This is a genomic window from Corynebacterium sp. c25Ua_89 (assembly GCF_047459735.1).
Lineage (GTDB): Bacteria > Actinomycetota > Actinomycetes > Mycobacteriales > Mycobacteriaceae > Corynebacterium > Corynebacterium simulans.
On record NZ_JASBOD010000005.1, the window covers coordinates 14273 to 38841 of the forward strand.

The following is a 24569-nucleotide window of genomic DNA, read 5'->3' on the forward strand; positions in this document are numbered from 1 at the left end:
TTTAGAACGGGGGTTCAGCGTCTGCACCGCCGAAGCTGCCGGCTTGTGGTGCAGAATTCCACGGATCATTCGAGGGAGCTGACTGCTGCGGAGCGCCCTGGTTTCCACCAAAGCCGCCCTGGTTGCCGCCGCCAAAGTTGTTACCGTCCTGGTTCTGCTGCTGGCCACCGTAGTTGCCACCACCATTGCCGCCATTGGCGGACTTGCGGGTGACCTGAGCGGAAGCGTAGCGCAGGGATGGGCCAACTTCGTCGACCTCAACCTCAAAGACAGTGCGGTTTTCGCCCTCGCGGTTCTGGTAAGAACGCTGGCGGAGGCGGCCATTAACAATGACTCGCATGCCCTTGGTCAGAGTCTCTGCAACGTTTTCTGCGGCTTGGCGCCACACGTTGCAAGTCAGGAACATGGCTTCGCCATCCTCCCACTGATTCGTCTGCGAATTGAAGCGACGAGGGGTGGAAGCAACGCGGAAGTTTGCTACAGCTGCACCCGCTGGGGTGAAGCGAAGCTCCGGGTCAGCAACTATGTTGCCAACAACGGTGATTGGGGTTTCTCCTTGTGCCATGGTCTGTTCTCCTTATCGGTTACGTGGATTCTTAAAACTCTGAAACCAGTATCCGTTATTTGCTGTCGGTGCGCAGAACCTTGGTACGCAAGATGGTGTCGTTCAGGTTCAGGCGGCGGTCAAGCTCGAGTACCGATGCGGACTCGCACTCAAGGGTAACGACGGCGTAGATGCCCTCTTCCTTCTTGTTGATGGCGTAAGCAAGACGACGCTTGCCCCATACATCAACGTTTTCAACCTTGCCGCCGTCCTTGCGGACAACTTCCAGGAACTTGTCTAGGGACGGGGATACGGTGCGCTCATCCTGGTTAGGATCCAGAATAATCATGACTTCGTAGTGACGCACGGACCTCATCACCTCCTATGGTCTAGTAATTGTTTTCGGCCATATCACCTTTGCGGATATGGCAGGAGGGTACGTTGCGTCAAGCAACCCCACCACAATAGCGCATTGACCGGCCAAAAAGAAATCCTCAACGGGATATTTCCGCTGAGGATTTACAGTCTGTAACCAAGCACACGAACGACCGTGCGCGTGGCTCGCACCTAGCTCCGCATGGTGGTGGCGAAGAAGATTGCACTGCCGGCTGGAATCACCGTCAAGAATAGAAGCGCCAGCAGGCCGAGCAGGATGGGCCAACGCCGGTCGTCGCTGCGCTGATAGAGGTAGTAGGCAGCCATCACGCAGCCGAAGCCGAGGGCGATAGAAATTATGCCCAGGATTGTTATTCCCATTAGGCAAATTCACCTACGAGTGGATCATGTCCTTCGTGTGCTGTGCGGACTTTATCGACGTTCTTCGCCAGCATCTGGCGCACAATGAGCACTCCGATAACGATAATGAAACCGTCACGCGCAATGATCATGATGTCGAGAAGTCCATGCCCGATACCTTTGTTTTCCTCGCCCAGCATATGCCACATGAGCAGAGGCCACACCAAGGCGTCGACAAGCATCCAGCTCATCAGCAGTCGCCAACGTGGTAAAGCCAGCAATGCCGGCACCACTAACCACAGAGAGTACTGCGGAGACCAGACCTTGTTGAACAACAGGAAAGCCATGATGATCAAATAGATAAGTTCAGCCACGCGTGGCGTACGCGCCACCCGCAAGCCGAAGATGCCAATGACTGCGCACGCGATAAGGAAGGCCGGCAGGGTGAAAGCGTTGAGGAATTCCGGGCTAAATTCAATTCCCACCATGCGATTGAGCACCGCATAGATGGTGGTCCACTCCGCTCCGCGTTCCTCGTTCAACCGGAAGAACTCGCGCCAAGCCTCGGGGTACTTCAACGCCACCGGGACGTTGACCACAAGCCAGGAAATTACAGTGCCGCCGAGCATCGCACCGAATGGTGCCCACTTTTTGTTGCGCGCTGCCAGTACAAGGAATGCACCCAAGATAAACAGCGGCCACAGTTTGAATGCAGTACCGCAGCCAATCAGGATTCCGGCAAGCCAGTTCTTGCCGCGAGTTACGGCAAAAAGCGCGCCCACCATGAAGGCAATCGAGGGGATGTCCCAGTTGGTAAATCCATGGATGACAACCAACGGGCTGGCCGCCATGAGAATGGTATCCCACGCGCGGTTTCCGGTTAGGCGGAAGACCATGTAGACGGTGCTAATCCAGATACAGGACATCACCAGAGCGGTAAGACCGAAGTACCAACCGGAATCAGCAATGCCGAACCATTCGCCAACCGGATAGGTAGTACGCGAGAGCCAACCCATGAACCCCTGGAACATGCCGGCCAAGACCGGGTACTCCATATAGCGAGTGAGGTCGCCCTCCTGCCACGAAAAGGCATAGGGAAAACCGCCTTGGTCAAGTCCACGTCCCCCGTACAACGGGATGATGTCGTTGTAGCAAAAAGAGGTGAAATGGCGATTGCCATCCCAGTTCAGGGAGATGAGTCCATCTGCTGCAGTGCGGCTGCCTGCGCAGGTGGCCTTACTAAGGAAGCCGAATGCCAAAAATATCCACGCTACGGAGATAATCGCGCGCAAAGGAGTCATCCAATTGTTGCCGCTGTGCTTAGCAAAGCGCCCCCGAGGACCTCCAAACAATTCGACAATCCCTGATGCAAAAGGCTCAGAGGAGAGAGGCACCAAATGCTGAGTATATGGAAGATTCCTTACCCCGCGTTTCAATGTCGGTGCGCTTAATCGCCGATTAGATGTACTGGACACGTATGTCTCCTATTGGTTAAGCAGATCGGCCAAATCACCTTGACCGTTGATGATGTCCTCAATTGACGGGACGTCCTCTGGCGGCTGAATAGGCTGTGCCGGTCGACCCGGTTGCCCCTGGCCAGGTCCCTGTCCCTGACCCGGCTGGCCTTCCTGCTGTTTCGGCGAAGGCGCCGGCTGCTGGCCCTGATCCTCTGGTGCCGGAGCAGGTGCCTGAGCGTCCTGTTCCGGAGCGGTGTTGCTGTAGCCGCCAGCGGCGCCAGAGTTATAGGAAGAGTCGTAGGAGCCGGTGTAACCCGAACCCCAGCTACCACTACCGAAACGGACGGGGTAAGCCTGCGGGAAGGACTTGTACTCAGCGTTAGCCAGCGAGGTATCCAGAATCTGCTTCCAAATCTGAGTCGGGGAGTGGGAGCCGTACATGATTCCGCCATAGGAGTTGAAGATGGCAGAGGTGTTGTCAGCAGTACCAACCCACACGGCGGTTGCTAGCTGCGGGGTGGAGCCGACCATCCAAGCGTCCTTATTGTTGCCGGTATCGCCCAGCTGGGTGGTACCGGTCTTGGAAGCGGACTCACGGCCGCCGGCCAGAGCACCGTTGGACCAACCTGCGATCGGGAGCATTGCCTTCAAGACATTATTGGCAACGTTCGCGGAAATACGGCGCTCGCCGCCCTTGTCGTCGAACTCGTAGAGAACCTCACCGCCGGTGGTCTCCACCTTCTGAACGAAGTGAGGCTGGTGCCAAACGCCACCGTTGGTCAAAGTGGCCATTGCACTAGCCATATCCAGCGGACGGGACTGGTACTGGCCCAGGACAATGCCCTCGTACGGAGTCCCGCCATTCTCACTCAGGGTCTTATCGATGCCCGGCAGCGACTTTGCAATGCCCAGGGCATGCGCCATGTCTGCGGTGTCCTGCGTACGGTTTTCCAGATCGTCCTGCAGGCGGAGGAAGGAGGTATTGTAGGATTTCTTCATCGCCTCAGCGATGGAGCAGCTGCCGCAGCTACCATCATCATTGGTAACCACCTGGGAACCAGGCAGCTGATAAGGAGCCGAGGAGTAATAGGTATCCAAGCCAATGCCCTGCTGCAGTGCTGCCGCAAGAGTAAAGATCTTGAAGGTGGAGCCGGTCTGCAGACCCGCATTTGCGTAGTCCCAACCAGTTGCCTCGTTGCCGCCGAAGTAGCCGCGGATACCGCCGGTTGCCGGGTCAATGGTGACGGCAGCAGCACGTGCGTCTTCCTGCAGGGAAGCCAGCTGACCATCCACCGCATCGGTGGAGGCGTTCTGCACGTTCATATCGATGGTGGTGGTGATCTTCAGACCACCGGTTGCCACCTGATCCTCAGTGATGCCGACGCGCTCGAGTTCGGCGATGACCTGATTCTTGATGTGGCCAAAAGCGCCCGGCGCCTCGGTGTATGCGGAGTACTCGGAAGGATCACGAGTCTGCGGGAACTGCATTCCCTTACGCTCGGTGGCGTTGAGATCGCCCATCTCGACCAAACCATCGAGAACATAGTTCCAACGCGCCTTGGAGCTTTCCTCATCAACGCGCGGATCAAGAACGGAAGGAGACTGGATAAGGCCGGCCAACATGGCGCCCTCTTCCACGGTGAGATCCTTTGCGTCCTTGTTGAAGTAGGCGTTCGAAGCAGCCTGGATGCCATAAGCATTACGTCCGAAGTAGACCGTATTCAGGTAGGCCTGCAGGATGTCTTCCTTAGACCATTCGTTGGTCATCTTGATGGAGTAGATGAGCTCACGAATCTTACGGACGTAGGAGTACTCGTCACCCACCAGAGTGTTTTTCACATACTGCTGGGTAATGGTGGAGCCACCACCCGCGGTGGAGTCACCGGTAAGCTTTCCCAAGACTGCGCGGCCCAAGCCGGTAAAGGAAAAGCCCGAGTTGGTCCAGAACTCGCGGTCCTCGGCCGAAAGCACGGAATCTTCTACGTAGTCAGGGACTTCTTCCAGCTTGACCTGCGTGCGGTTGCCTTCCGGCGGCACCAACTTAGCGAGCTGGGTGTTTCCGTCACCAGCAACAATGGTCGAAACCTGGTTGGCCTGAAGGTCCTTTGGATCCGGGACCGTGTACTGGGAGTAGGCGTAGCCAAAGAGAGCTGCGGGCACAGCCACGAGCACCAAGGCAACGATCAAAACAATCCAGGGCCAGCGACGCCGTTTGCGCTGGTTCGTAGATTTTTTAGTATGACGCCCAGCTTCCTGTCGGGCGGATTCCTTTTCGGTCACTGCTTCGTGTCCTCGTCAATCATGGGCAGATTTTCTTAAATAAATGCAGCTTACCGGCCACAACGGCCGAGCCAAAAACTAACCTTCATCATAGGCCGTCGCCGCCGCCAATAGGTGATTCCACCGGCACGCCGTACAAACTTCGACTTTATGAACCGTAAATTCGAGGCCTTCGGCGACGAATTCTGCGATTTCCTCATCGCTGCGCGCGCTACCGGCACGCCGCCCTAGCGCCTCGCCATAGACCCATTTAGTAAGGCGCATCGCCTCCCCGCAAAGAGGACATTTGCGCACCATGTCGATGCCATGATGCTTGGCTGCTGCGCGGAGGAGAAAGTCGGCGTCGCAAAGCGCGTCCTTTTCTATAAGGCCCGCTCGATATTTGCGCAGGAGCTGCGCACGCTCCCACTCGTGGGAGATCACGTGTTTGAAAGAAACCGCCACAGTGGTCCTATCCTCCTTTCCTAGATCCAGGCCTGAAGTTGACCAGACACCTAATTAGACAACAGCTTAACCACGCCACCTGTTCCCGCGTGCGAATGAGCGAAAAGTATTTTTCAACTCAAAAGCTAAATTTTTCGTAGCCTAACTACCGTTGCGAGTGTACGGGCGCTACTATTACTTTCCATGAGTGAACAAGCTGCTGAGTCCCCCTCCACCTACGAAGACGCCCTTGACGTAGCCCGCAGCATTCAGCCCGCGCTAAACAAGCTGATGCTCATCTTCCAGCGCACCACCGAAGGTTCCTCCCTGACCACCTCCCAGGTCTCCATCATGAACCAGCTGCGCCTGCGCGGCCCATCCCGCGTGAGCACCATCGCACAGGCAGAACTCATCCGCATGCCCACCGCGTCCAATGCCCTATACCAATTGGAGCGCCACGGCTTTGTGGAGCGCCACCGAGATGACAAAGACCGCCGCGGCGTCCTCGTGGCACTGACCCAACTAGGTGAATCTGAACTGAACATCGTCTCCCGTCAGCGTGCCGCCGCCCTGGCGGAGATCCTGCAGTGGATGGAACCTAAAGACTTGCAAGAGGCTCGTCAGATGAGTTCCCTGATTGCCAAGTTGGCAGACGTCTATCGCCCGACAATGAACTAAAGCCCGCTTAGCAAAGAAACCGGGCATGAAACCGCATGTAGACCAAAGCGACCAGGGGTAATGCGGACCAGGCCCGGATTTCTTTTTCGCCCCTCCCGTGACTAATAATGGGCTAAGAATTACGCCCCCGGACAGTTCACGGGATGTATTGCTGAATGGATAAAAATCATCAACACAGGTCTTTTGCTTCTCTCGCTAAAGACCCTGTGCGAATCCTAATTTCGTGGAGTCCTTCCTCCACTGGCACTGAAGCGATCGATTTTGCAGCGTGGCTCGCCCGCTCCACCAACGTTCGCATCAGGGTCGTTTCCACGCTCTCCGTCCCACTGGCCACCACCGCGCTGAAGAAGCACGGCAATAAATTTAAAAAGTGGTTCACCAAGGAACAGGCCAAGTGCAAAGAACGCGTTCTGGAAGCACTCGAGGCGGCGGGTATCTCCGATTCCCAGCTGGACGAAGAACCTTCCGTTCTTTTGGCCGGCCCCTCCCGCCCGCAGCTGCTGACCGAGATGGCAGAAGAATTCGGCGCGGATGCAATCCTGCTTGGCGCTAACCAATCCGCGCCAAAAGGCCGTTTCTTCGCAGGCTCGACTGCCGACGCTCTGCTGCACTTTTCCCCTATTCCGTTGGGCCTTTCCCCGCGCGATATCAAGCTTTCCAAGCATGGCGTGACCCGCATCAACTTCGCTTTCACCGAGCGCGGTGACTCCGAGGACCCCGCCTTGCTGTGCGCCGCCCGCCTGGCGAATGCATGGAACGTTCCGCTGCGCATCGTGGCCTTTTCTGCCGACGGGCTTCTCGACGCCCAGGTCAGCGGCAACGTCGACGTCGCCTCCAAGCTAGCCAAAGGCTGGCACGAGCATTCCTTGTCCATGCTGGACCGCGCACACGATGTGGTGGCAGAGCGCTTCCCAGAGCTACCGATTACTACCGCAATCGGCACCGGCCATGGCTGGTCTGGCGCGGTGGACTCGCTGAAGTGGAAGAAGGGCGACTTGATGTGCCTAGGTTCTTCCCCGATGGGCCCCTTCGAACGCGTATTCATTGGCTCCACGGCCACCGAGCTGCTTCCGCATGTGCGCGTCCCAGTTCTGGTGCGTCCTTCGGACTCAGCACCTTCAGTCGAAACTGCGGACTAATCCACGGCGACTAGACTTTGGCCTATGAATCTCCAGCCTGAGCATCCGGAAAACGATCTGACAACTGATGCCGACTACGCCAACCTGCGGCGCCCGGAGCCAAGCTCTTTCGATGAGCTCGCGGATGAGCCAGATCCCCTAGCGGTAGCTGCGGCCAACCGCCGCTCTTCCCGGCAGGCTACCTGGTTCATGGTCGCTGTGCTGCTACTTTCCGGCCTCTACGCATTTGCGGTGGCCCTAATTACCCGCTCCCAGGGCGGGGCGCTTTGCGACGCCCAGCTTGCCACCTGGCTGTGCACCGAAGGCCAGCGCCGCTTCTTTGCACTGACCACCGTCATCATCCCGTTCCTGGGAATGGTGGGCACCGCCGTCATCATGGTGCGCAAGCTCAAACGCTATCTGCGCTGGCGCTCCTGGATGGCAATTTTCTGGGTAATGGCCTGCAACTTCATGCTGTGGTGCATCACCGACATTCAAATCTTGTTGGTTCCGCTGGGCTAACCGTTCCCCCGTGAATCCGTGAATCTCGGTTTTCCTTGCGCCTAAGACGCCGAGCTAGAGCCGAAGCCGCTACCCGCACATCCTGCGATGACCAGGCCCAACAGCAGCGCGACGGCCGCACCACCAGCTAGACCTGCTAGCTGCGGCAGCGAGTACCGGCCCACAAGACTTAGGCATCGAAGAGCCATGCGTTGGCTGTGGTTTTGGATTCGGCTTCGGGTTAGGCTCTGGTTCAGGCTCGGATTCAGCCAAGACCTTAACCGCAAATTCGTGCTCGCTGGTTACTGAGCTGCACCTTGCGCCGCAGCCGCGGCTACTTCCGCGCAATCTGGACGCCCACAGTGCTGGGTTTTAACGCTCTGGATGCAATCATCACAGATGAGCACCTGCTTGCGGCAGGTGTCCTCGTTGATGCAGTTATGGAAGGTGTTGGTGGCATTGCCGCAATGCACGCAGTGGCCAAGCTGGATAAAACCTGGATCTTGCAGGCCCTGCCCAAATTCGTGATGCATGCGCTTGTCAAAGACGTAGAGGGAGCCTTCCCAAAGACCGTCGTTGCCGAATTTCTCGCCATAGCGGACGATGCCGCCGTCTATCTGATAGACCTCTTTGAAACCACGATTCTTCATCAGGGAAGAAAGAATCTCGCAACGAATACCGCCGGTGCAATAGGAAACGACTGGCTTATCCTTCATCCAGTCATACTTGCCGGACTCGATTTCCTGGATGAAATCATGGGTGGTCTTAACATCTGGGACGACGGCGTTTTTGAACTTGCCGATCTCAGCTTCCATGGCATTGCGGCCATCGAAGAAGACGACTTCGTCGCCGCGCTCTTTAACCAGCTCGTTGACCTGCTCTGGCTTCAGGTGCACGCCGCCGCCGACGACGCCGTTCTCATCCACCTTCAGCTCACCGGGCGCGCCGAATGCCACGATTTCGTCGCGAACCTTCACGGACAGGCGTGGGAAATCATCGGCACTACCCTCGGACCACTTGAATTCCATCTTTTTAAAGCCCGGGTACTCGCGGGTCTCACGGACATAGCGCTTACAAGCATCCATGTCACCACCGACGGTGCCGTTAATTCCGTGCTCGGAGATGAGGATGCGGCCCTTTAGCCCAAGCTTTTCGCACAGGTTGCGCTGCCACAACATGATGGCAGTGGGATCGCTGATCGGGGTAAAGCAGTAATAAAGGAGAATTTTGCTGAGGCTCACGCCATCGATTGTAGGCGTGAGCTGTTGCTTTTCCTAAATTTCCCGGAAATCTTTGGGTTTAGCGCTTCTGGTAAAGCGCCTGCTTACGTGCAAAAACCGGATCGGAAGTCACGAGCACTCCCAAATTGCGGAAGATTCCCTCATCCACCGAGCCCAAGATGGTGGTGGTGTGAACGTCACAACCTGCCAGCTGCTTTAGTTCCGCCATTGCGCGGCGAGCGTTCTCGTCTTTCGCAGCGGAGGCGGAAAGAGCGATGAGCACCTCGTCGGTGTGCAGGCGCGGGTTACGCGAACCCAGATACTCGGTCTTGAGCTTCTGGATCGGTTCGATGGCCTCTGGGCTCAGCAGGTGGATCTCATCGTCGATGCCGGCGAGATGCTTAAGCGCATTGAGCAGCATCGCAGCGGAGCAGCCCAGCAGCGCAGAAGTGCGGCCGGTGATGATGGTGCCGTCGGCAAGCTGCAGCGCAGAGGCCGGCTCGTCAGTTTCGGCGGCACGCTTGCGCGCCGGCGCTACTACTGGGCGGTCATCAGACTTGATGCCGGCCTTCGCCATGACGACGGCCGCGCGCTCGGACTGCGTGGAATCCAAGCCGAGGCGTGCTTCTTCCACCAAGGCCTTGAAGTAGCGACGAATAATCTCCTGCTTGGAGGCCTCACGGCAGACTTCGTCATCGGTGATGCAGAAGCCAGCCATGTTGACGCCCATATCCGTTGGGGACTGGTACGGGGTGTTGCCGGTCAGCTTCTCCAGGAGGGTCTTAAGCAGCGGGAAGGCCTCGACATCGCGGTTGTAGTTCACCGTGGACTCGCCGTAGGCGCTTAAATGGAAGTGGTCGATGACGTTTGCGTCATTGAGATCGACCGTGGCTGCCTCATATGCCAGGTTCACTGGGTGATCGAGCGGCAGGTTCCAGATAGGGAAGGTCTCAAACTTGGCGTATCCAGCCTGCACACCGCGCTGGTGTTCGTGGTAGACCTGCGATAGTGCGGTCGCCAGCTTGCCTGAGCCTGGCCCCGGCGCAGTGACGACAACCAGGTCACGCGTGGTTTCCGCATACTCGTTCCGGCCAAGGCCTTCCTCAGAAACGATGAGGTCTGTGTTGGAAGGATAACCCGGGATAACGCGGTGGCGTGCAACGCTCAGGCCAAGGCGCTCCAGGCGGTCAATAAAGGCCTCAGCTTGGCTGTTGCCATCTTCCAGTTGGGTCATGACGATGTTGTTAACCAGGAAGCCACGTCCGCGGAAGACGTCGACCAAGCGCAAGACGTCATCTTCGTAGAGGATTCCGAGGTCAGCGCGCATCTTCTGGCGCTCAATGTCCTTGGCGTTGATGCAGATGAGAATCTCGACATCGTCTTTGATGCGCTCAAGCATGGCGATCTTGTTGTCTGGAGTAAAGCCCGGCAGCACGCGGGAGGCGTGCATGTCATCAAAGAGCTTGCCGCCCATCTCCAAGTAGAGTTTGCCACCGATTTCTCCGCGCCGTGCATGAATGTGCTCCGACTGCATCTCGATGTACTTCTCACGGTCAAAACCAAGCAAACGCGTCATTTAAAGGCCTTCCGCCATAGACAATCCCCGCAACCGGGCTGGATCTTTTGGATTGGATTTTACTCGAAAGAACTGGGTTTACTCATACGCCCTGCCACGGCACCACACTGCGCGAATCCGCACCGCAAGAAACCACACTGCAAGAAACCGCACTGACGACGCCGCCTAAAACATACGAGTAACGCCTGGACCCTGGAAAGGATGGGCCCAGGCGTTACCTGTCTCTCTAAGGGTGCGGAACAAACCCCCACCCTCTATAGCCAGGCAGTCCCACCCACCTGGCTATAGCCGCCGCACACCCCTACATGCGCAGCGGTTGGATCTATCACTCACCAGTAGATACATCCATGCGAAGCATATCAACGGCGGTTTCAAAGTCAACGTTTTCAAAGCCAATCGGACAAAAATCTGATAAAGAAATTCATTAACCAATCCTAGCTTTATAAAAATATAGCGCCGTACGCTGGCACTTTCTAGTCCAATTAACCCGGGAGATAAATAAATGTGGAACGGGTCACTATATATTTGGGCCAATCTTTATCAAATATGGTCGCGCTATAGCCTAAGAAACAAAATAGATAAATGTTTATTATCTTAACTTTCACCTATTTAAACTAGACCTTTAAAGCAGGAAATCAACGATTGAGTCTCGTCTTCGCACTTCAATCCCACATTCTAAACGGAAAAATGTCCGTTTTATCCTTAAGCTTTCTTCGCAGCACATGCAATAGACTTATCCCCATGCCCGAAGGCCACATCATCCATCACCTTGCACAGCGCCTCAACCGTGAATTCCGGGGTGGGCCGCTGCGCGTCACGAGTCCGCAAGGCCGTTTTGCGGCGGAAGCAGCCATGCTCGATGGGACGCAGCTCGATTTCGCCGAAGCGCGCGGCAAACATCTCTTTATGCACTTTTCCGCCGATGCGCCAGAGCACATCATCTATATTCACCTCGGGTTGATCGGCAGCTTGCGCTTTGAGCCTTTGGACGATGTCTGGGGCCAGATTCGCCTGCGCATCGAAAGCGATGACCTAGCTGCCAACCTGCGCGGGCCGCAGTGGTGCCGGCTCATCACGGATGCTGAATACGACGTCGCGCTCGCCAAGATTGGCCAGGACCCCATCCGCGAGGACGCATCACCGGCCGACCTTTGGCCGCGGGTGCACAGGTCGAGCCGCAGCATCGGCTCCTTGCTGATGGATCAGCATCTCTTCGCCGGAGTCGGCAACATCTACCGCGCCGAGGTTTTATTCCGCCAGAACATCTCGCCTTTTATTGCCGGCAATGAACTGGACCGCCATGAATTCGATGTCATCTGGGAGGACCTGGTAGAACTCATGCGCGCTGGCGTGCCCACCGCCCGCATCGACACGGTCCGCCCGGAGCACACGCCTGAGGCCATGGGTCGCGCGCCACGCAAGGATGACCATGGCGGCGAGGTTTATGTCTATCGCCGCGCCGGCATGCCTTGTTATATCTGCGGCGAGCCCATCGCAGAAAAGAAGCTCGAAGGCAGGAACCTGTTCTGGTGCCCTACCTGCCAGAACGCTCCAGCCTAAGCAGGGGGTATTTTGGGCGGCATGCGATATGCCTTTCACGTCGACGCCGTCCGCGCTGCCGAGGAGCGCCTGCTTGCCCAGCAGAGCTATCCAGACCAGCTCATGCAATTGGCCGCCCACGCGGTGGCCGATGCCGCCGCGGTGATGCTCGCCGCGCACCCAGGCTGCGTGATGATTCTGGCAGGCAGCGGGGGCAACGGCGGCGACGGCCTTTTCGCCGGCGCTCTTCTCGCCCAGCAGGGACACGCCGTCACAGCCCTCGTACCCGAGACCTGCCACGCAGCAGCCCGTGCGGCGTTCGAGGAAGCCGGCGGCGAAGTTCTAAAAAGTGGGTCCACTCCTAATTCCACCGCTTCCCTGCCCGATGACACGGGCTTGCTTATCGACGCCGTGGCTGGCCTCGGCTCCGGACGCGGGCTCAGCGGCCAGGCGCTGGAGGTCTACGAGCAGGCAGCAGGCATTCCGGTGCTCGCAGTCGATATGCCCACTGGCATTAATGCGGACACCGGCGTAGCCGCCCGCAAAGGCGCAGTGCATGCTGACGTCACCGTAACTTTCGGTTGGGCACGCATGGGTCATGTGCTTGCGGCCGAATGCGGCCAAGTAGTGCTGGCGGACTTAACGCTGCCCGGCGCGACGTCGTTTAGCGCGATGCTCGAATCGCTCGCGCAACCGGCCGGGCACATCGCCAACGAGCCCACCCTGGAATCCGCATATGCGTGGCGCCCCGGCAACATCGAGACCGCCCACGGCATCGCCACGCACCCACGCCCGGTTGGATGTACCGGACCAATCGTTGACCCCACCCCAGGGATTTCCTCCGATAAGTATTCCGGCGGCGTGGTCACCATTGCCGCAGGCAGCGATACCTATCCCGGAGCTGGCATCTTGGCAGCCACCGCGGCAGTGCGCACCAGCCCGGCCATGGTGCGCTGCATCGCAGACCCTGCCATCGCAGGCCACATCATTGCTTGCCTGCCAGAAGTAGTGCTCCACCGCGACCTCGAATCGGCAGGACGCACCCAGTGCTACGTCGTAGGCCCCGGCCGTGGCACCGATGCCGCAGCGCAGGCAGAGCTGGAAGCACTGCTGCGCCAGCCGCTGCCTTTGGTGATAGACGCCGATGCCATCACGTTGCTCGCCACCCATGAACATCTTCGCGAGCTCCTGCGCGGCCATCCCCTTGCCGTACTCACGCCCCACGAGGGAGAATTCGCGCGCCTTTATGAAGCAACCTTCGGCAAAGCCCTAGACCCGGCTCATGGCTACGCGGTAGCCATGGAGGCTCTTTCCCGCGAGCTAGGCTGCATCCTCTTGCTCAAGGGCAGACTCACTCGCGTTACTGCGCCGGGCCAGCCGATCTATGCCTTCAACGCCGGCCACTCTTATTCCGCAACGCCTGGTTCCGGAGACGTGTTATCCGGCATCCTCGGCGCAGTGCTGGCGCAGATGCATCTCGATGAGCAGCTGCAGGAGGAGAAGAAGGCTGACTTCGATCTGCAGGAAGCGCTAATCACCGAGGTCCTGCATGCCGGGGCTATCCATGCCCATGCGGCAGCCATCGCGGCGCAAACGCCGGAGGGCTATGCCATCTGCTCGGCTTCGCAGATTGCCGCGGCGATCCCGCGGGCCATCGCCAAGCTTTTGCGTATGGCTCGCTAAAGCCTATTTGCCACGGCGCGTACGGAGCGGCGCAACAGCCCTTTGGCACCGGCAGCCACCGTGCCGCGGCGCAGCCTACGGGTCTCCCACGGCCACGTCATCGCAGCCCAGGCACTTGCCACGGCGCCGATCTCGGCGAGGATGTACCACGGCCACGACCCCAGCAGGTTGATGATGGAGGGGCTGCCCGGCGCGTGGTTTAAGAAACCATAGTTACCATCTGTCCGGGCATTGACCGCCATGACGCTGGCCATCCACACCGGGGTTACTCCCACCGCAAAGCGGTAACCCTTCCACGTCGGGCGGTAGCCCAAGCCGAAGGTCAACGCCAACGGAATGGCCAGTGCGGTGATGTGGAAGAACCAGTAGGTGGCAAAACGCAGCCAGCGCGGATCGAAGTAATAAATAACATCTGGGGTGATAATCGCCTGCGGGTTCAAGATGATGCCCCAGTAATAGGTCAGCGTCAGCGCATGCTCATTGCCCGTAATCAGACCGAGCGCCAACACTAGGCGCAGAATATCGCACAGGTGCAGCGGCAGAGATTCACGGATGTCGAATTGCGAAGGGTCCAGGGAGACGATGGTCCATGCCGTACCGAGCACCAGCATCACCCAGCCAGTCATCTGCCGATAGAAGGTCTCCTTGGTAGTGCCCCGGATGCGTCGTGCAGCCACGATGAATACACCGCATGCGGCAATGGTCACAGAAAGCATCGTGTAATGCACTCCGGTCCATTGCGCCATGCGGGGATAGGTGGTGGGCGTGACGCGCACCCGCGGATTCTTTTTCGGCATAACGGGAAAACAGAATACTCCGTTTGCGCCCGCTTGCAGGACTTTAGTTACCGGACACCAATTTTCCGTCCTTGACAGTGACCACATTGTCCGCAAAATCCAGCAGGCTGCGGTCATGGGTTACAAACATCGTTGCGGTCTGTTGTTCATCGGTGATGTCACGCAGCAGCTTGGCGACGTCGCGCGAGAGCGCAGAATCCAGCGCCGCTGTCGGCTCATCCGCGAGCAGCACCTCGGGGTCGGCCATCAAGGCACGCGCGATATTGATGCGCTGGCGCTGACCACCAGAAAGCTGGGTGATGCGGCGAGCCTCCATCCCAGGCAGGCCTACATACTCAAGCAGCTCCCGCGCCTTTTCACGGCGAGGTTTTCGGCCTGCCATGTGGTCCACAATGAGCAGTTGATCTAGGGCATTGAGCGAGCTGACCAAGTTGGATTGTTGGAAGATGATGCCGCGCTCACCGCTTACCCGCACGCGACCACTATCAGGCTCGATTAGCCCCGCGGCCACGGAGAGCAAGGTGGACTTGCCGGAGCCGGATTCGCCGACGACGGCCATGAGCTGGCCCGGCTTGATGGCCAGGCTGACGTCATCCAGCGCCACAACGCGATCGCGGCCATCAGGGAAAGTGACCGTCACATTTTTAATTTCCAGCATTAGCCTTGTCCTCCCAACGCATCCAAAGGGTTGATTTTGCTGATTCGGCGGGTGGCCAGGACCGCGCCCAGCATGCCGAGTACCCACATGCCAGCGGCCGGGGCAGCAATCGTGCGCGCCGAGAGCACAAAAGGCACCGTCGATTGCGCGAGCGCGCCCAGGCCCCAGCCCACTGCGGCGCCCACACCAACTCCGAGGGCGAGGATGAGTGCGGATTGTGCCAGGGCGTCGCCAAGCAGGTAGCGCGTCCGCGCCCCCAGCGCACGCAGAATCGAAAGATCGCGGGTGCGTTGCATGGTCCAGATGCTCAAGAAAGCCACCATCACGAGCGCCGAGATTGCATACAGGAAGCCCTGCATGGTCAAAAGCGAGCCGCGCTCCGAGGTGTAGGCGGGCAGGCCGCTTAAGGCCTCGCGCATGCTGACGGACGTGGGAAGCCCGGTGGCAATGCTGTTCGCGTGCAGGAGGGCGGTACCCACGACGTCGGAAGGCGCGTGGCTCAACTGCGCCCAGGTCTGCGTGGAAACCCACAGCACCGGCAAGTGGGAATAGTACAGATCCGGCACGGTGCCGCGAACGGCATAGGTCTCATCCCCAATCACCACGGAATTTCCCTGCGTAATCGCTTGCGAGGCCACCACTCCTGTGGCCGGCACCTGCTGCTTGGTACCCGGAATTGGCTCGCCCGCCGGCAGGCCCAGCACGGCCACGCCGCCGAAGCCCTCCACCTTGGTCTGCGCGGTACCCAAAGGCGCGCTGCCAGGCACCACGTGGTCCGCGTAAATCTCTGACTCCGTAAAAGTTGGCTTCTGGGTGCTAAAGCTCGCCTGCTCATACTCATGCCCCAAGGCCTCCAAAGCCGAGGTGTTTTGTTTGCTAAGGCCCTCCGTGAGTCCAGAGAGCATGACCAAAAGCAAGGTAATGAGCGCGACTACCAACCCAATCAGCGCAAAGCGCCCGCGGGCTGCGCGCAATTCTCTAAGTCCAAGAAACATAGTTTCAAGCATCGCTACCGCGCGCGGATTAGTAATCGGGCCGCTAGTTGAACTTCGAGTCAACCAACTGGTTGATTCCCCGTGTCCCACCTGCGGGTTAGGGTAAAAGGCTGTGAATGACGTGAAACAGCGCTCCCCGCAGACCTTCCATAAGCGCCTTAGCCCCTGGCGCGCCGGGCTACACGTGATGTTCGCGTTTTTGTTGCTATTCGGCCTGCTGCGCGCCGGGATCGACGGGCGCCTCGATGCCCGCGCTCTTGGTCTGGCAGTCGCATTGGCCGTGGTCTACGCACTGCGGCGCGTACTCCCCCGCGCCCTGTGGCTGGTGGGCCTGTGCGTGCTGTGGTGCGGGCTCATGGTGCATGCCCAGGACTTCATGTGGCTGGAATTCCCGCTGGTCTTTGCTTTTCTAAGCTCGCTTCCCCGCTGGCCGGGCATCGCCTGCAGCGGATTGTTATGGGCACTGGCGGCCTTCCTGCCCGCCTGGCAGCATCCGGCGGAATGGACCATCGCGGCGGCCATCGGCCCCTTCATCGGCACGGCCTTTGCCATCGGCTCCTTCCATGCCGGGCGCATGGTGCAGTCTGAGGCGGCGCACCATGCTGAGGTTGCCCGGCAGCTGCGCGCCACCCAGGCCGAACTTGCCGCGAGCGAGCACCAAGCAGGCCGCCTGGAAGAGCGCGAACGGCTCTCCCGGGAAATCCACGACACCGTGGCCCAAGGCCTTTCCTCCATCGTTCTGCTCTCGCGCGCGGCTCAAAAAGATCCTTCCCCAGAGACACTGGCGCTGATTGAAAAGGTGGCCAGCGAGAACTTAAGCGAGGCCCGCCGCTTCGTCAGCGAGCTAGCATCTCCCGCCGCCTCCTTGGAAGAGGCCCTCCAGCAGGTAGTAGATTCGGCTGCCGCGCAAGCCGCGGCGCTGGGTAAAGATACCGTCATCGACCTGGTTGTTTCGGGAGAAAGCACGGTGCCCGAAGCTCACCGCCAGGACCTGCTGCGTGCGGCGCAAGAGGGGCTCAACAACATGCTCAAGCATTCTGGCGCCCGGCGCGCGGTGGTCACTTTAGGCTGTTTTGAAGGCGAGACCACGCTCGACATCGTCGACGACGGAGAAGGCATGGACCCTGCTTCGCCTTCGCAGGGTGGCTTCGGGCTGCGGGGCCTGCGCCAGCGCGTGGAAAGCCACGGCGGTACGCTCACGGTGGAATCTTCCCCGGGCCAGGGAACCGCCCTTGCTATCCGTATGCCGCAAAAAGTGGAGGACCAGGATGCTTAACGTCATGCTCATCGATGATCATCCCGTGGTGCGCGCCGGCCTGCGGGCCATTTTGAACGCTTTCCCCGACATCGATGTGGTGTTAGAAGGCGCGGATGGGGCGGACGTCGCCAAGCTTGCAGCTCCCGATGCTCCACATGTTGACGTGGTCATTTGCGATATCCAGATGCCCGGCACCGATGGCATTGCGGCCACTTCCCAGCTCGCCCAGGCTGGCGGCCCGCCGGTGCTCATCCTCACCACCTATGACACCCAATCCGACATCGTTTCCGCCGTGGAGGCAGGCGCCCTGGGCTATCTCCTAAAGGATGCGCCGGAGCAGGCGCTTCACGACGCCGTCCTGGCCACGGCCGCCGGCAAACGCACCCTAGCGCCCGAGGTGGCAGCACTTTTGGCCGAGCGCATCACCCGCCCCGAGGTGGCACTTTCCGGCCGCGAGCTGGAGATCCTAGAAGCCCTGGCCACGGGCAAATCGAATAAGGAGCTTGCCCAGCGCCTGTTCATCTCGGAAGCTACAGTGAAGACGCACTTGATTCACATCTATCAGAAGCTGGGCGTGGATACCCGCACAGCGGCTGTCACCGTGGCCCGAGAAAGGAAGCTCATTTAAGTGTCCGCGCAGGTTTATGATTGCCTCGTTTTAGGTGGCGGCCAAGCAGGGCTGGCCACGGGCTATTACCTGCGCAGAAAGGGCTTGAACTTCGCCATCTTGGATGCGGAATCACGCCCCGGTGGTGCATGGCTGCACACCTGGCCCTCGCTGACTTTATTTAGCACCACGAGCGCCTCCAACCTACCGGGCTGGCCCATGCCTTTTTATGAAGGTTTCCCGCCGGCGAGCCACGTGGTGGATTATCTAACTCGCTACGAAGAGCGCTACGAGCTGCCGGTGCGACGCCCCTTCATGGTTGAGTCCGTGGAGCACGATGGCGAGTTCTTCCACGTCTACTCGAGCACGGAACGCTTGATGGCCCGCACCGTGGTGGCGGCCACTGGTACCTGGCGTGCGCCCTTCATCCCGTACTACCCCGGTAAGTTCGCGGGGACACAATGGCATTCGGCCATCTATCCCGGCGTTGCGGAGTTCAGCGGCTCCCGCGTGGCAGTGGTGGGCGCGGCCAATTCCGGCGCACAGATCGCGGCAGATCTGCTGCTTGAAGGCATTTCCACGACCTGGCTAACGAGGGGCGAGCCGCGCTGGATGCCTGACGACGTCGACGGACGCGTGCTCTTCCGGCGCAACCGCGAGCGCCTCAACGCCATCAATCGCGGCGAGCCCGACCCCGGCGCGGATACGAACCTGGGCGATATCGTCATGGTCCCGTCGGTGCTCAAAGCCCGTGATGAAGGGCTCCTGCACGCCACCCCGATGCCGGATTCCCTCGACGCCATCGACGCAGATCACCTGATTTGGGCCACCGGCTTCCGGCCCGCACTTCGCCCCATCTCCCGCCTCCTAGTGGACCGCCAGCCCTCCGTGCCGGGGCTCTTCCTCGTGGGATACGGCACCTGGACTGGCCCGGGCTCAGCCACCATCACGGGTGTGTCCCCCTTTGCCAAGCAAGCGGCGGCAGACGTTGCTTCTTTTGTTAAAGGCCAGATTGATTGAGCGCTGCTTAAGCGATGATCCCTGTGGCAATCGCACAGCCCAAAACGGTCAGCGCGGTGGCTGCAATGAATCCCATACGGTGGAGGACTTTGGACTGCAGCTCTTTGCTTATCCGGGCCAAAAAGAATGCGCCCACGGCGGTGCCCAAGGTATTGAACACAAGGTCATCGACGTCGCTGAAGCCGAGGGCGAAGAGGTACTGGAGGGTTTCGATGCTCAGACTCAGCGCCAAGCCGGCCAGGATGGTTCCGCCGAGGCCAAAGCGCACGCGGCGCAGATTCTGGCCCATCACGATAAGGCTTGCGCCGAGTGGCATAAACAACAAGAAATTGCCGATGGTGTTGGTCCAAGGCCCGTACCAGATGGTCGGATGATCAAAACCGTTGAACATTTGCAGATCTAAGCTTCGCACCGCATGCGCGGAGGCATTGACCACGCCGGGGATCTCAATGAAGGATTTACCCAACGTCGCCACACCAACAACGAGCAGCACGAGCGCCGTGACTAGAAGTGAGTCACGGCGCAGCGTTTGGTGGCGGCGCGGGGCCGCCGGAATACGGCTGCGCGAATGAGTGGTTTGTTCGGTAACGAGCATGTCCGAGAATCTAACAACAAAAGCTGTACTTTTGCCGTGTACTTCGCTGGCAAAACACTGATTCATAATGGGCGTACCATCGTGGGCATGAGCACACTCAAAGTCACGCGAAACGAAGACGGTTCCATCTCTCACGCTTTCGAGGATGAGCCGATTCTGGCCGAGGGCGACGTACTGGTTAACGTTTCCCATTCTTCGTTGAACTACAAGGATGCAATGGCACTCGACGGTAACAAGGGCGTCATGCGCATCAACCCGCTGGTGCCGGGCATCGACGTCGTGGGCACCGTTGCGGAGTCAAACGATGAACGTCTACCTGAGGGCGCCCTGGTGGCCGCTTTCGGCGACGGCTTGGGAGAATTCCGCCACGGCGGCTACACCACTAAGCAGCGCGTGAATGCCAACGCCACCCTCGTGGTTCCGGAGCGCTTCACCGCTGCCGACGCCGCAGCAATCGGCACCGCGGGCTACACCGCCGCCATCTGCGTCAACCAGCTGCTCACCCACGGCACGCGCGAGGGCCATGTGCTGGTCACTGGCGCCACGGGCGGCGTGGGCTCCATCGCCGTCCAATTGCTAAAGTCCCTGGGCTTCGAGGTCACCGCCGTTACCGGCCGCGTTGATAGCGAAAGCGAGTACTTGCAGGCCCTGGGCGCAGACCACATCATTGATCGTTCCGAGCTCTCGGAGACCGGCCGTCCGCTGCAGAAGGCGCTGTACGACGGCGCGGTAGACACCGCTGGCTCCACCGTCCTGGCCAACGTCTTGGCGCAGATCAAGTGGGGCGGCGTCGTAGCAGCAACCGGCATGGCCGCTGGTCCTGACCTCCCGGCTTCGGTACTGCCATTCATCCTGCGCGGCATCGTCCTGGCAGGCGGCAACTCCGTCGACGCACCGCTCAAGGTCCGCGAGGACGCCTGGAAGCTGCTGGACGAGCACCTCGATCTTGAGATGCTGCATTCTATTTCCAGCACCGTTGCGCTCGACGATGTCGCAGACGCCGCCAAGGAGCTACTCGCCGGCACCCACCATGGCCGCACGATCGTAGAAATCTAGACAAACTATTTAGCAGCGCTGGGAACGATTAATTTTCCCAGCGCTGTTACTATTTTCCTATGCGTTCCCGTCTCTCTTTCTCTGCTGCCGCGCTGGTTGGCACCCTCGCTGCCGGCCTCGTCACCCCCGTTGCTCAGGCTGGCATCACCATCGACCCTAACGCTGTGCCCGGGCGTACTCAGGTCACGCTGCGCTACAGCAATGGCACAGTGGTCTCTACTGCTAATTCCCACGAATCTCGCCCAGCGCTTTCCTTGGTCAAGCTCTACTTGGCCTATTGGGTGCTGCAGCACGGCGCTCCGGCGGACAAAGCCCGCGTGGAAAACATGATTCGTTTCAGCGAGGACGGCACGGCCACAGACTTGGACCGCCGCTACCCGCAGGCAATCCCTGAGGTCATCGGCCAGTTTGGCCTGCGTGAGACCCACTACCCAGGATTCTGGGGCAACACCACTACCTCTACTGAGGACCTTGCGCGCTTTACCTCCGCGATTGTGGGCGACCCACTAGCCACGCCAATTATCAATGGCATGCGCACCGCTTCCCCCGTTGCCGCTGACGGCTATAAGCAAGACTTTGGCACCTCACGCGTGCCGGGTGTTGTGGGCACGAAGTTCGGCTGGGACGATAACCGCAACGTCCATGCCACCGCCTCCTTTGGCAATGGCTTTAGCATCGCCGCGAATACTTATGGCGCAGCCTCCCAGCTCACCGGCGACATCTTGGGTGCCGTTCGCATCACCGCTGACGGCATCCGCAATTCGGGCCGCCAGCCTTCCCCGCTGGAGCAGCAAATCCTTAACTTCGTGCCGGTGCAGTTCCATGACCCAGCCCGCCAAGCCATCCGCGGTGCAGAAGATGCAGTGGCCAACGCCCAGCTACAGTTCTGCGCCTTGGCCGCCCAGGCGGGCTCTTCACACTTATGCGCCTAGTTTAGGAGCCAGATACTTCTAAACGTGCGGGTCACGGTCCTGGATTCTCTTCGGAACCATGAGAACACCGATAAGCGAGATGCCGAAAATAACGAAGTAGCCCACGGCTACCTCCTGGTTTCCTGGGCAAGCGGGCCTCTTCGTCGAGCCTGCTCCGGGCCCAGTCCTGGCCAACTACGACGTCCTGACCCTGGTGGAGAAGGCCGACACCATCTACGCGCAGCACTAAGAAGGCGGCCTTGTTCGCCGCTAAACTGGCTGACCATGGACATCTTTTTGGAAACCGTCGACGAGCTCCACGAGGTCGCGCGCTCCCATGAGGACCCCGCGTTTGACGAGGTCCTCTATCACCGCGATCCTTCAGGCATCTGCATCACTGCGATGACCTACGAGGATGAGCAGACCGCCGTGGTCACCTACCGCGGCCCGGCCCAGGAGGGCACCATCTACAGGGCCACGCCTTTCATCGGGGTGGTAGAAACTGCGGGTAAGCGCTTCGCTGCGCTTGTCGACGCCCCCTTTTCCCTCCCCGCCGGCAACCCTGCCGGTGGCGAGGCTTTGCAGGGCACGCTGTACCCCGCACTCTTGGCCACGCACGTGGAACCCGCAGGTCACCACGCTATCGAGGACTTCGAGGCCCCCGACACGGAACGCTTCTACAGCAATTACAAGCCCAGCATGCTGACCCCGCGGGTGCGGGTGACGGGTGAGGTAAAAGACGTCGCGAAGCACGTGCATGAGCTCACCGAAAATGAATTCTGGGTGGGCCAAGTGGCCGGGTTTGCGGTGGTCTTCGAGGAGGAACCGCCCGCGCACGCAGCAATCGACGCCGTGGCGGTCTGCGCTACTCCTTTCTGGGACGAGGCCTAGGCCTGTTCGCGGCGCGGCTTGTCGACGCCGCGCCGACGCACCGCGATGGTAAGCAAGATAATGCCGCTGAGCAGGAATGCGAGCGCGCGGAAGATACCGCTTGTGGCCGCGAGATCGAAGAAGGTCAGCTTGGCCACCGCCACAATGGCAAGCAGCACGCCGATGGCGGTAAAGCGCTGGTCCGCGGCAAGAAGCAGGCGGGCAGCAAGGACCATCCATGCCACAGAAACCAGAGCGTGCGAAGCCAGGTAGGCAGTCTTGAGGCCCGCGGCTCCCGCCACGATGGCAGCTGCCGAGGCGATTGTGCCTACCGCGGCAAGAAGACTGAGCAGGAGCACAAAGAGTAGCAGTGCGGCTGCGACTCCGCGGCTCTCGTAGTGGGGGATACGCTGGCGCAACAGGTAGCCCGCGATGAGGGCCACGGTGAGGACGATGCTCTCGGCAAGTGGCTCCACGCCAGCGAGGGCAGGCGGATCAAAGAGCACACCGCCGAGAAGCGGGGAGAGCACTATGAGCGAACCCAGGAACCAGGCGGCCAGGACGAAAGCATTGCGCATCGCTTGGAAGACCAGCACGAATGCTGCGAAGAAGAGCCCGCTTAGGACAAACGTCAGGACTACAGCCATGGTCCCTGTGGGGGCTGTGCCAGTCCAGCCCGCCATGGTGTCCAGCATGACCAGGGCATAGACCACAGGGATAGCACCAAGTGCGCAATCCCTGATGACGGAGTTGCCAAGCCAGGCGATCCCCACGATGACAGACAGGGCAGCAACGGCCATCCACTCGGCGAGGATGGTGTCCGCGCGGATGAGGGCAGTGACCAGCAAGAAGCCCGGGGCGAGCAGCCCCAAAAACGCAAAGCCAAATTCCGCCTTGGCGGTGGGGAAGTAGACCACTATGGCCACAGCCGCGATGGCGAGCAGGCTGCACACGATGGCGATCCACAACGAGGGCAGACTGAAGAGGGTGCTGCGGGCGGCGACTTCCGTCATGACCACGGCAAGCCCGATGCCGGCGATAGCCCGCAGCACCTCGGCCATGCGCTCACTGCGACACAAGATGCTGTAGGTGGCGGTAACCAACGGGATCACGACAACGAGCATGGCACCGCCGACGTGTGCGGGTGCCACTGCGCTGGAGTAGGAGAGTGCGGCGATGCCTGCGCCTGCGGCCAACCACTCTTGTGTGAATGAGCCCTGGCGGAAACAATGGGCGTAGCCCACGAACCCGCCGTAAATGAGCGCCATGAGCACCGCGCCCAGCCACACCGGCCACCACCCGAGCCACGTGACCACCAGGAACGTCGTGGCCAGCGCCGCAAATAGGGAAGTGGCCACCAAGGCAGTAACACCCGCCGGGGCGGCTTTGTTGCGGAACCACCAGCCCGCGCCGAGCAGCGCAGCAGCAACGATATAGGCCAGAACGACGCGGCCCACTGGCCCCAGCAGTCCCGCCTGAATGGCAAGTCCCACAAGGAAGGCCACGCCCGCCAGGGTAATGACGGTGCCACCGATAGCAACCGCACTGATGAGCGTCTTCTCGCGGTCCCGCGGAGCACGCGGCCGCGGTGCCTGCCACGGGTAGGGAGGCGGTGCCGCGTGCGGCTGGGGCTGGGGCTGCGCCGACGGTTGCGCTTGCTGCTGCACTGGAGGTGGCGCAGGGGCCTGCTGGGGTGGGGTGGAAATTGGCTGCACCTCGGGCACGCCGGCCGTCTGACGTTCGAAATCGCGGAGGCGGGCACGGGCGTCGCTAAGTGCTTGCTCGGCAATGTCGAGCCGGCGCAAAGCGTCCCTGAGCAGCTCTTGGTTTGGATTCATGCTTTATGATTTACCGCGAAACCCTCGTGTCTACTAGCGCACCTAGTATTTCGTTATGCCTTTGAAACCTTTCATCGGCTGGGATATCACCCAATGGCGCGAACATGCCCTGCGGCATGGCCCCGAAGCTGGAGTGGCCTCGGCAAGCAGCACAGATAGGGGAGAGGGCCTGCTCCTAGACGTGGCGCAGGCCCTCGGTTTGTGATGATT

25 protein-coding genes are annotated in these 24569 nt (G+C 59.9%); 12 read left to right on the plus strand and 13 right to left on the minus strand.

Annotation, left to right across the window (positions count from 1 at the left end; genetic code table 11):
- Nucleotide 1: 1 nt before the first annotated feature.
- The 6 genes from QKB66_RS08415 to QKB66_RS08440 form a co-directional block, all read right to left on the minus strand.
- Nucleotides 2–565 carry a single-stranded DNA-binding protein gene (locus tag QKB66_RS08415; protein WP_248092787.1) on the minus strand — a complete coding sequence of 188 codons (564 nt, stop codon included), beginning with the start codon at nt 563–565 and terminating at the stop codon, nt 2–4.
- A gap of 55 nt (nt 566–620) precedes the next feature.
- Nucleotides 621–911, minus strand: a complete 291-nt coding sequence (gene rpsF / locus QKB66_RS08420; RefSeq protein ID WP_179294269.1) for a 30S ribosomal protein S6 — start codon at nt 909–911, stop codon at nt 621–623.
- A gap of 200 nt (nt 912–1111) precedes the next feature.
- Nucleotides 1112–1300 carry a hypothetical protein gene (locus tag QKB66_RS08425; protein WP_248092788.1) on the minus strand — a complete coding sequence of 63 codons (189 nt, stop codon included), beginning with the start codon at nt 1298–1300 and terminating at the stop codon, nt 1112–1114.
- Nucleotides 1300–2580, minus strand: a complete 1281-nt coding sequence (locus QKB66_RS08430; RefSeq protein ID WP_399530867.1) for a glycosyltransferase family 87 protein — start codon at nt 2578–2580, stop codon at nt 1300–1302. Before QKB66_RS08430 ends, QKB66_RS08425 begins: the two co-directional genes overlap by 1 nt.
- 183 nt (nt 2581–2763) lie before the next feature.
- A complete protein-coding gene (locus QKB66_RS08435; protein WP_414253099.1) occupies nt 2764–5016 on the minus strand; it encodes a transglycosylase domain-containing protein in 2253 nt (750 codons plus the stop codon).
- A gap of 78 nt (nt 5017–5094) precedes the next feature.
- Complete coding sequence (locus QKB66_RS08440; RefSeq protein ID WP_248092791.1) at nt 5095–5460, minus strand: DUF5318 family protein; 366 nt, start codon at nt 5458–5460, stop codon at nt 5095–5097.
- Between the two features lie 183 nt (nt 5461–5643).
- Between QKB66_RS08440 and QKB66_RS08445 the strand changes: the two genes are divergently transcribed.
- The 3 genes from QKB66_RS08445 to QKB66_RS08455 all read left to right on the plus strand — a co-directional run bounded on the left by QKB66_RS08445 (nt 5644) and on the right by QKB66_RS08455 (nt 7757).
- Nucleotides 5644–6117 (plus strand): MarR family winged helix-turn-helix transcriptional regulator, encoded by a 474-nt coding sequence (locus tag QKB66_RS08445; RefSeq protein WP_070455818.1) that lies wholly within the window; start codon nt 5644–5646, stop codon nt 6115–6117.
- 155 nt (nt 6118–6272) lie between these two features.
- A complete protein-coding gene (locus tag QKB66_RS08450; RefSeq protein WP_414253100.1) occupies nt 6273–7256 on the plus strand; it encodes a universal stress protein in 984 nt (327 codons plus the stop codon).
- Nucleotides 7257–7280: 24 nt separating this feature from the next.
- Nucleotides 7281–7757: a hypothetical protein gene (locus tag QKB66_RS08455; RefSeq protein ID WP_414253101.1), complete on the plus strand. Its 477-nt coding sequence runs from the start codon at nt 7281–7283 to the stop codon at nt 7755–7757.
- A gap of 281 nt (nt 7758–8038) precedes the next feature.
- Here QKB66_RS08455 and QKB66_RS08460 read toward each other — a convergent pair whose 3' ends face one another.
- Nucleotides 8039–8977: a rhodanese-related sulfurtransferase gene (locus QKB66_RS08460; RefSeq protein WP_096336357.1), complete on the minus strand. Its 939-nt coding sequence runs from the start codon at nt 8975–8977 to the stop codon at nt 8039–8041.
- Nucleotides 8978–9035: 58 nt separating this feature from the next.
- Complete coding sequence (locus QKB66_RS08465) at nt 9036–10532, minus strand: DUF1846 domain-containing protein (protein ID WP_070455814.1); 1497 nt, start codon at nt 10530–10532, stop codon at nt 9036–9038.
- Between the two features lie 741 nt (nt 10533–11273).
- Here QKB66_RS08465 and QKB66_RS08470 point away from each other — a divergent pair.
- Both QKB66_RS08470 and QKB66_RS08475 read left to right on the plus strand, forming a co-directional pair.
- Nucleotides 11274–12092, plus strand: a complete 819-nt coding sequence (locus QKB66_RS08470) for an Fpg/Nei family DNA glycosylase (RefSeq protein ID WP_248092796.1) — start codon at nt 11274–11276, stop codon at nt 12090–12092.
- Nucleotides 12093–12113: 21 nt separating this feature from the next.
- Nucleotides 12114–13754, plus strand: coding sequence for a bifunctional ADP-dependent NAD(P)H-hydrate dehydratase/NAD(P)H-hydrate epimerase (locus QKB66_RS08475; protein WP_248092797.1), 1641 nt, complete (start codon nt 12114–12116; stop codon nt 13752–13754).
- Here QKB66_RS08475 and QKB66_RS08480 read toward each other — a convergent pair.
- From QKB66_RS08480 to QKB66_RS08490, 3 genes are read right to left on the minus strand one after another with little or no spacing between them, the layout of a single operon-like run.
- Nucleotides 13751–14551: a TIGR02206 family membrane protein gene (locus tag QKB66_RS08480; protein ID WP_414253102.1), complete on the minus strand. Its 801-nt coding sequence runs from the start codon at nt 14549–14551 to the stop codon at nt 13751–13753. The two genes, QKB66_RS08475 and QKB66_RS08480, sit on opposite strands and share 4 nt — an antisense overlap.
- Before the next feature lie 43 nt (nt 14552–14594).
- The gene (locus QKB66_RS08485) at nt 14595–15209 is read right to left on the minus strand and encodes an ABC transporter ATP-binding protein (RefSeq protein ID WP_414253103.1); all 615 of its coding nucleotides are present in this window, start codon (nt 15207–15209) and stop codon (nt 14595–14597) included.
- Complete coding sequence (locus QKB66_RS08490; protein WP_414253104.1) at nt 15209–16204, minus strand: ABC transporter permease; 996 nt, start codon at nt 16202–16204, stop codon at nt 15209–15211. The genes QKB66_RS08485 and QKB66_RS08490 overlap by 1 nt, the downstream gene beginning before the upstream one ends.
- A 121-nt stretch (nt 16205–16325) precedes the next feature.
- On the opposite strand from QKB66_RS08490, the gene QKB66_RS08495 reads away from it, so the two are divergent.
- The 3 genes from QKB66_RS08495 to QKB66_RS08505 are packed head-to-tail and all read left to right on the plus strand — an operon-like array spanning nt 16326 to nt 19089.
- Nucleotides 16326–17480, plus strand: a complete 1155-nt coding sequence (locus QKB66_RS08495) for a sensor histidine kinase (RefSeq protein WP_246817166.1) — start codon at nt 16326–16328, stop codon at nt 17478–17480.
- Entirely contained in the window at nt 17473–18090 is a 618-nt protein-coding gene (locus QKB66_RS08500) for a response regulator (protein ID WP_049146724.1), read from the plus strand. Before QKB66_RS08495 ends, QKB66_RS08500 begins: the two co-directional genes overlap by 8 nt.
- A complete protein-coding gene (locus QKB66_RS08505; protein ID WP_414253105.1) occupies nt 18091–19089 on the plus strand; it encodes an NAD(P)-binding domain-containing protein in 999 nt (332 codons plus the stop codon).
- 7 nt (nt 19090–19096) lie between these two features.
- Here QKB66_RS08505 and QKB66_RS08510 read toward each other — a convergent pair whose 3' ends face one another.
- Entirely contained in the window at nt 19097–19684 is a 588-nt protein-coding gene (locus tag QKB66_RS08510; RefSeq protein ID WP_248092801.1) for a VanZ family protein, read from the minus strand.
- 87 nt (nt 19685–19771) lie between these two features.
- On the opposite strand from QKB66_RS08510, the gene QKB66_RS08515 reads away from it, so the two are divergent.
- From QKB66_RS08515 to QKB66_RS08525, 3 genes are all read left to right on the plus strand, one after another.
- Nucleotides 19772–20740: an acryloyl-CoA reductase gene (locus tag QKB66_RS08515; protein WP_414253106.1), complete on the plus strand. Its 969-nt coding sequence runs from the start codon at nt 19772–19774 to the stop codon at nt 20738–20740.
- A gap of 59 nt (nt 20741–20799) precedes the next feature.
- A complete protein-coding gene (locus tag QKB66_RS08520) occupies nt 20800–21672 on the plus strand; it encodes a hypothetical protein (protein WP_414253107.1) in 873 nt (290 codons plus the stop codon).
- A gap of 264 nt (nt 21673–21936) precedes the next feature.
- On the plus strand, nt 21937–22542 hold the full coding sequence (locus QKB66_RS08525; RefSeq protein WP_311518181.1) for a hypothetical protein: 606 nt from the start codon (nt 21937–21939) through the stop codon (nt 22540–22542).
- Here the strand turns inward: QKB66_RS08525 and QKB66_RS08530 are convergent.
- Nucleotides 22539–24359: a hypothetical protein gene (locus QKB66_RS08530; protein ID WP_311518180.1), complete on the minus strand. Its 1821-nt coding sequence runs from the start codon at nt 24357–24359 to the stop codon at nt 22539–22541. The two genes, QKB66_RS08525 and QKB66_RS08530, sit on opposite strands and share 4 nt — an antisense overlap.
- 55 nt (nt 24360–24414) lie before the next feature.
- Between QKB66_RS08530 and QKB66_RS08535 the strand changes: the two genes are divergently transcribed.
- Nucleotides 24415–24564, plus strand: coding sequence for a hypothetical protein (locus QKB66_RS08535; protein WP_414253108.1), 150 nt, complete (start codon nt 24415–24417; stop codon nt 24562–24564).
- The last annotated feature ends 5 nt before the right edge of the window (nt 24565–24569 follow it).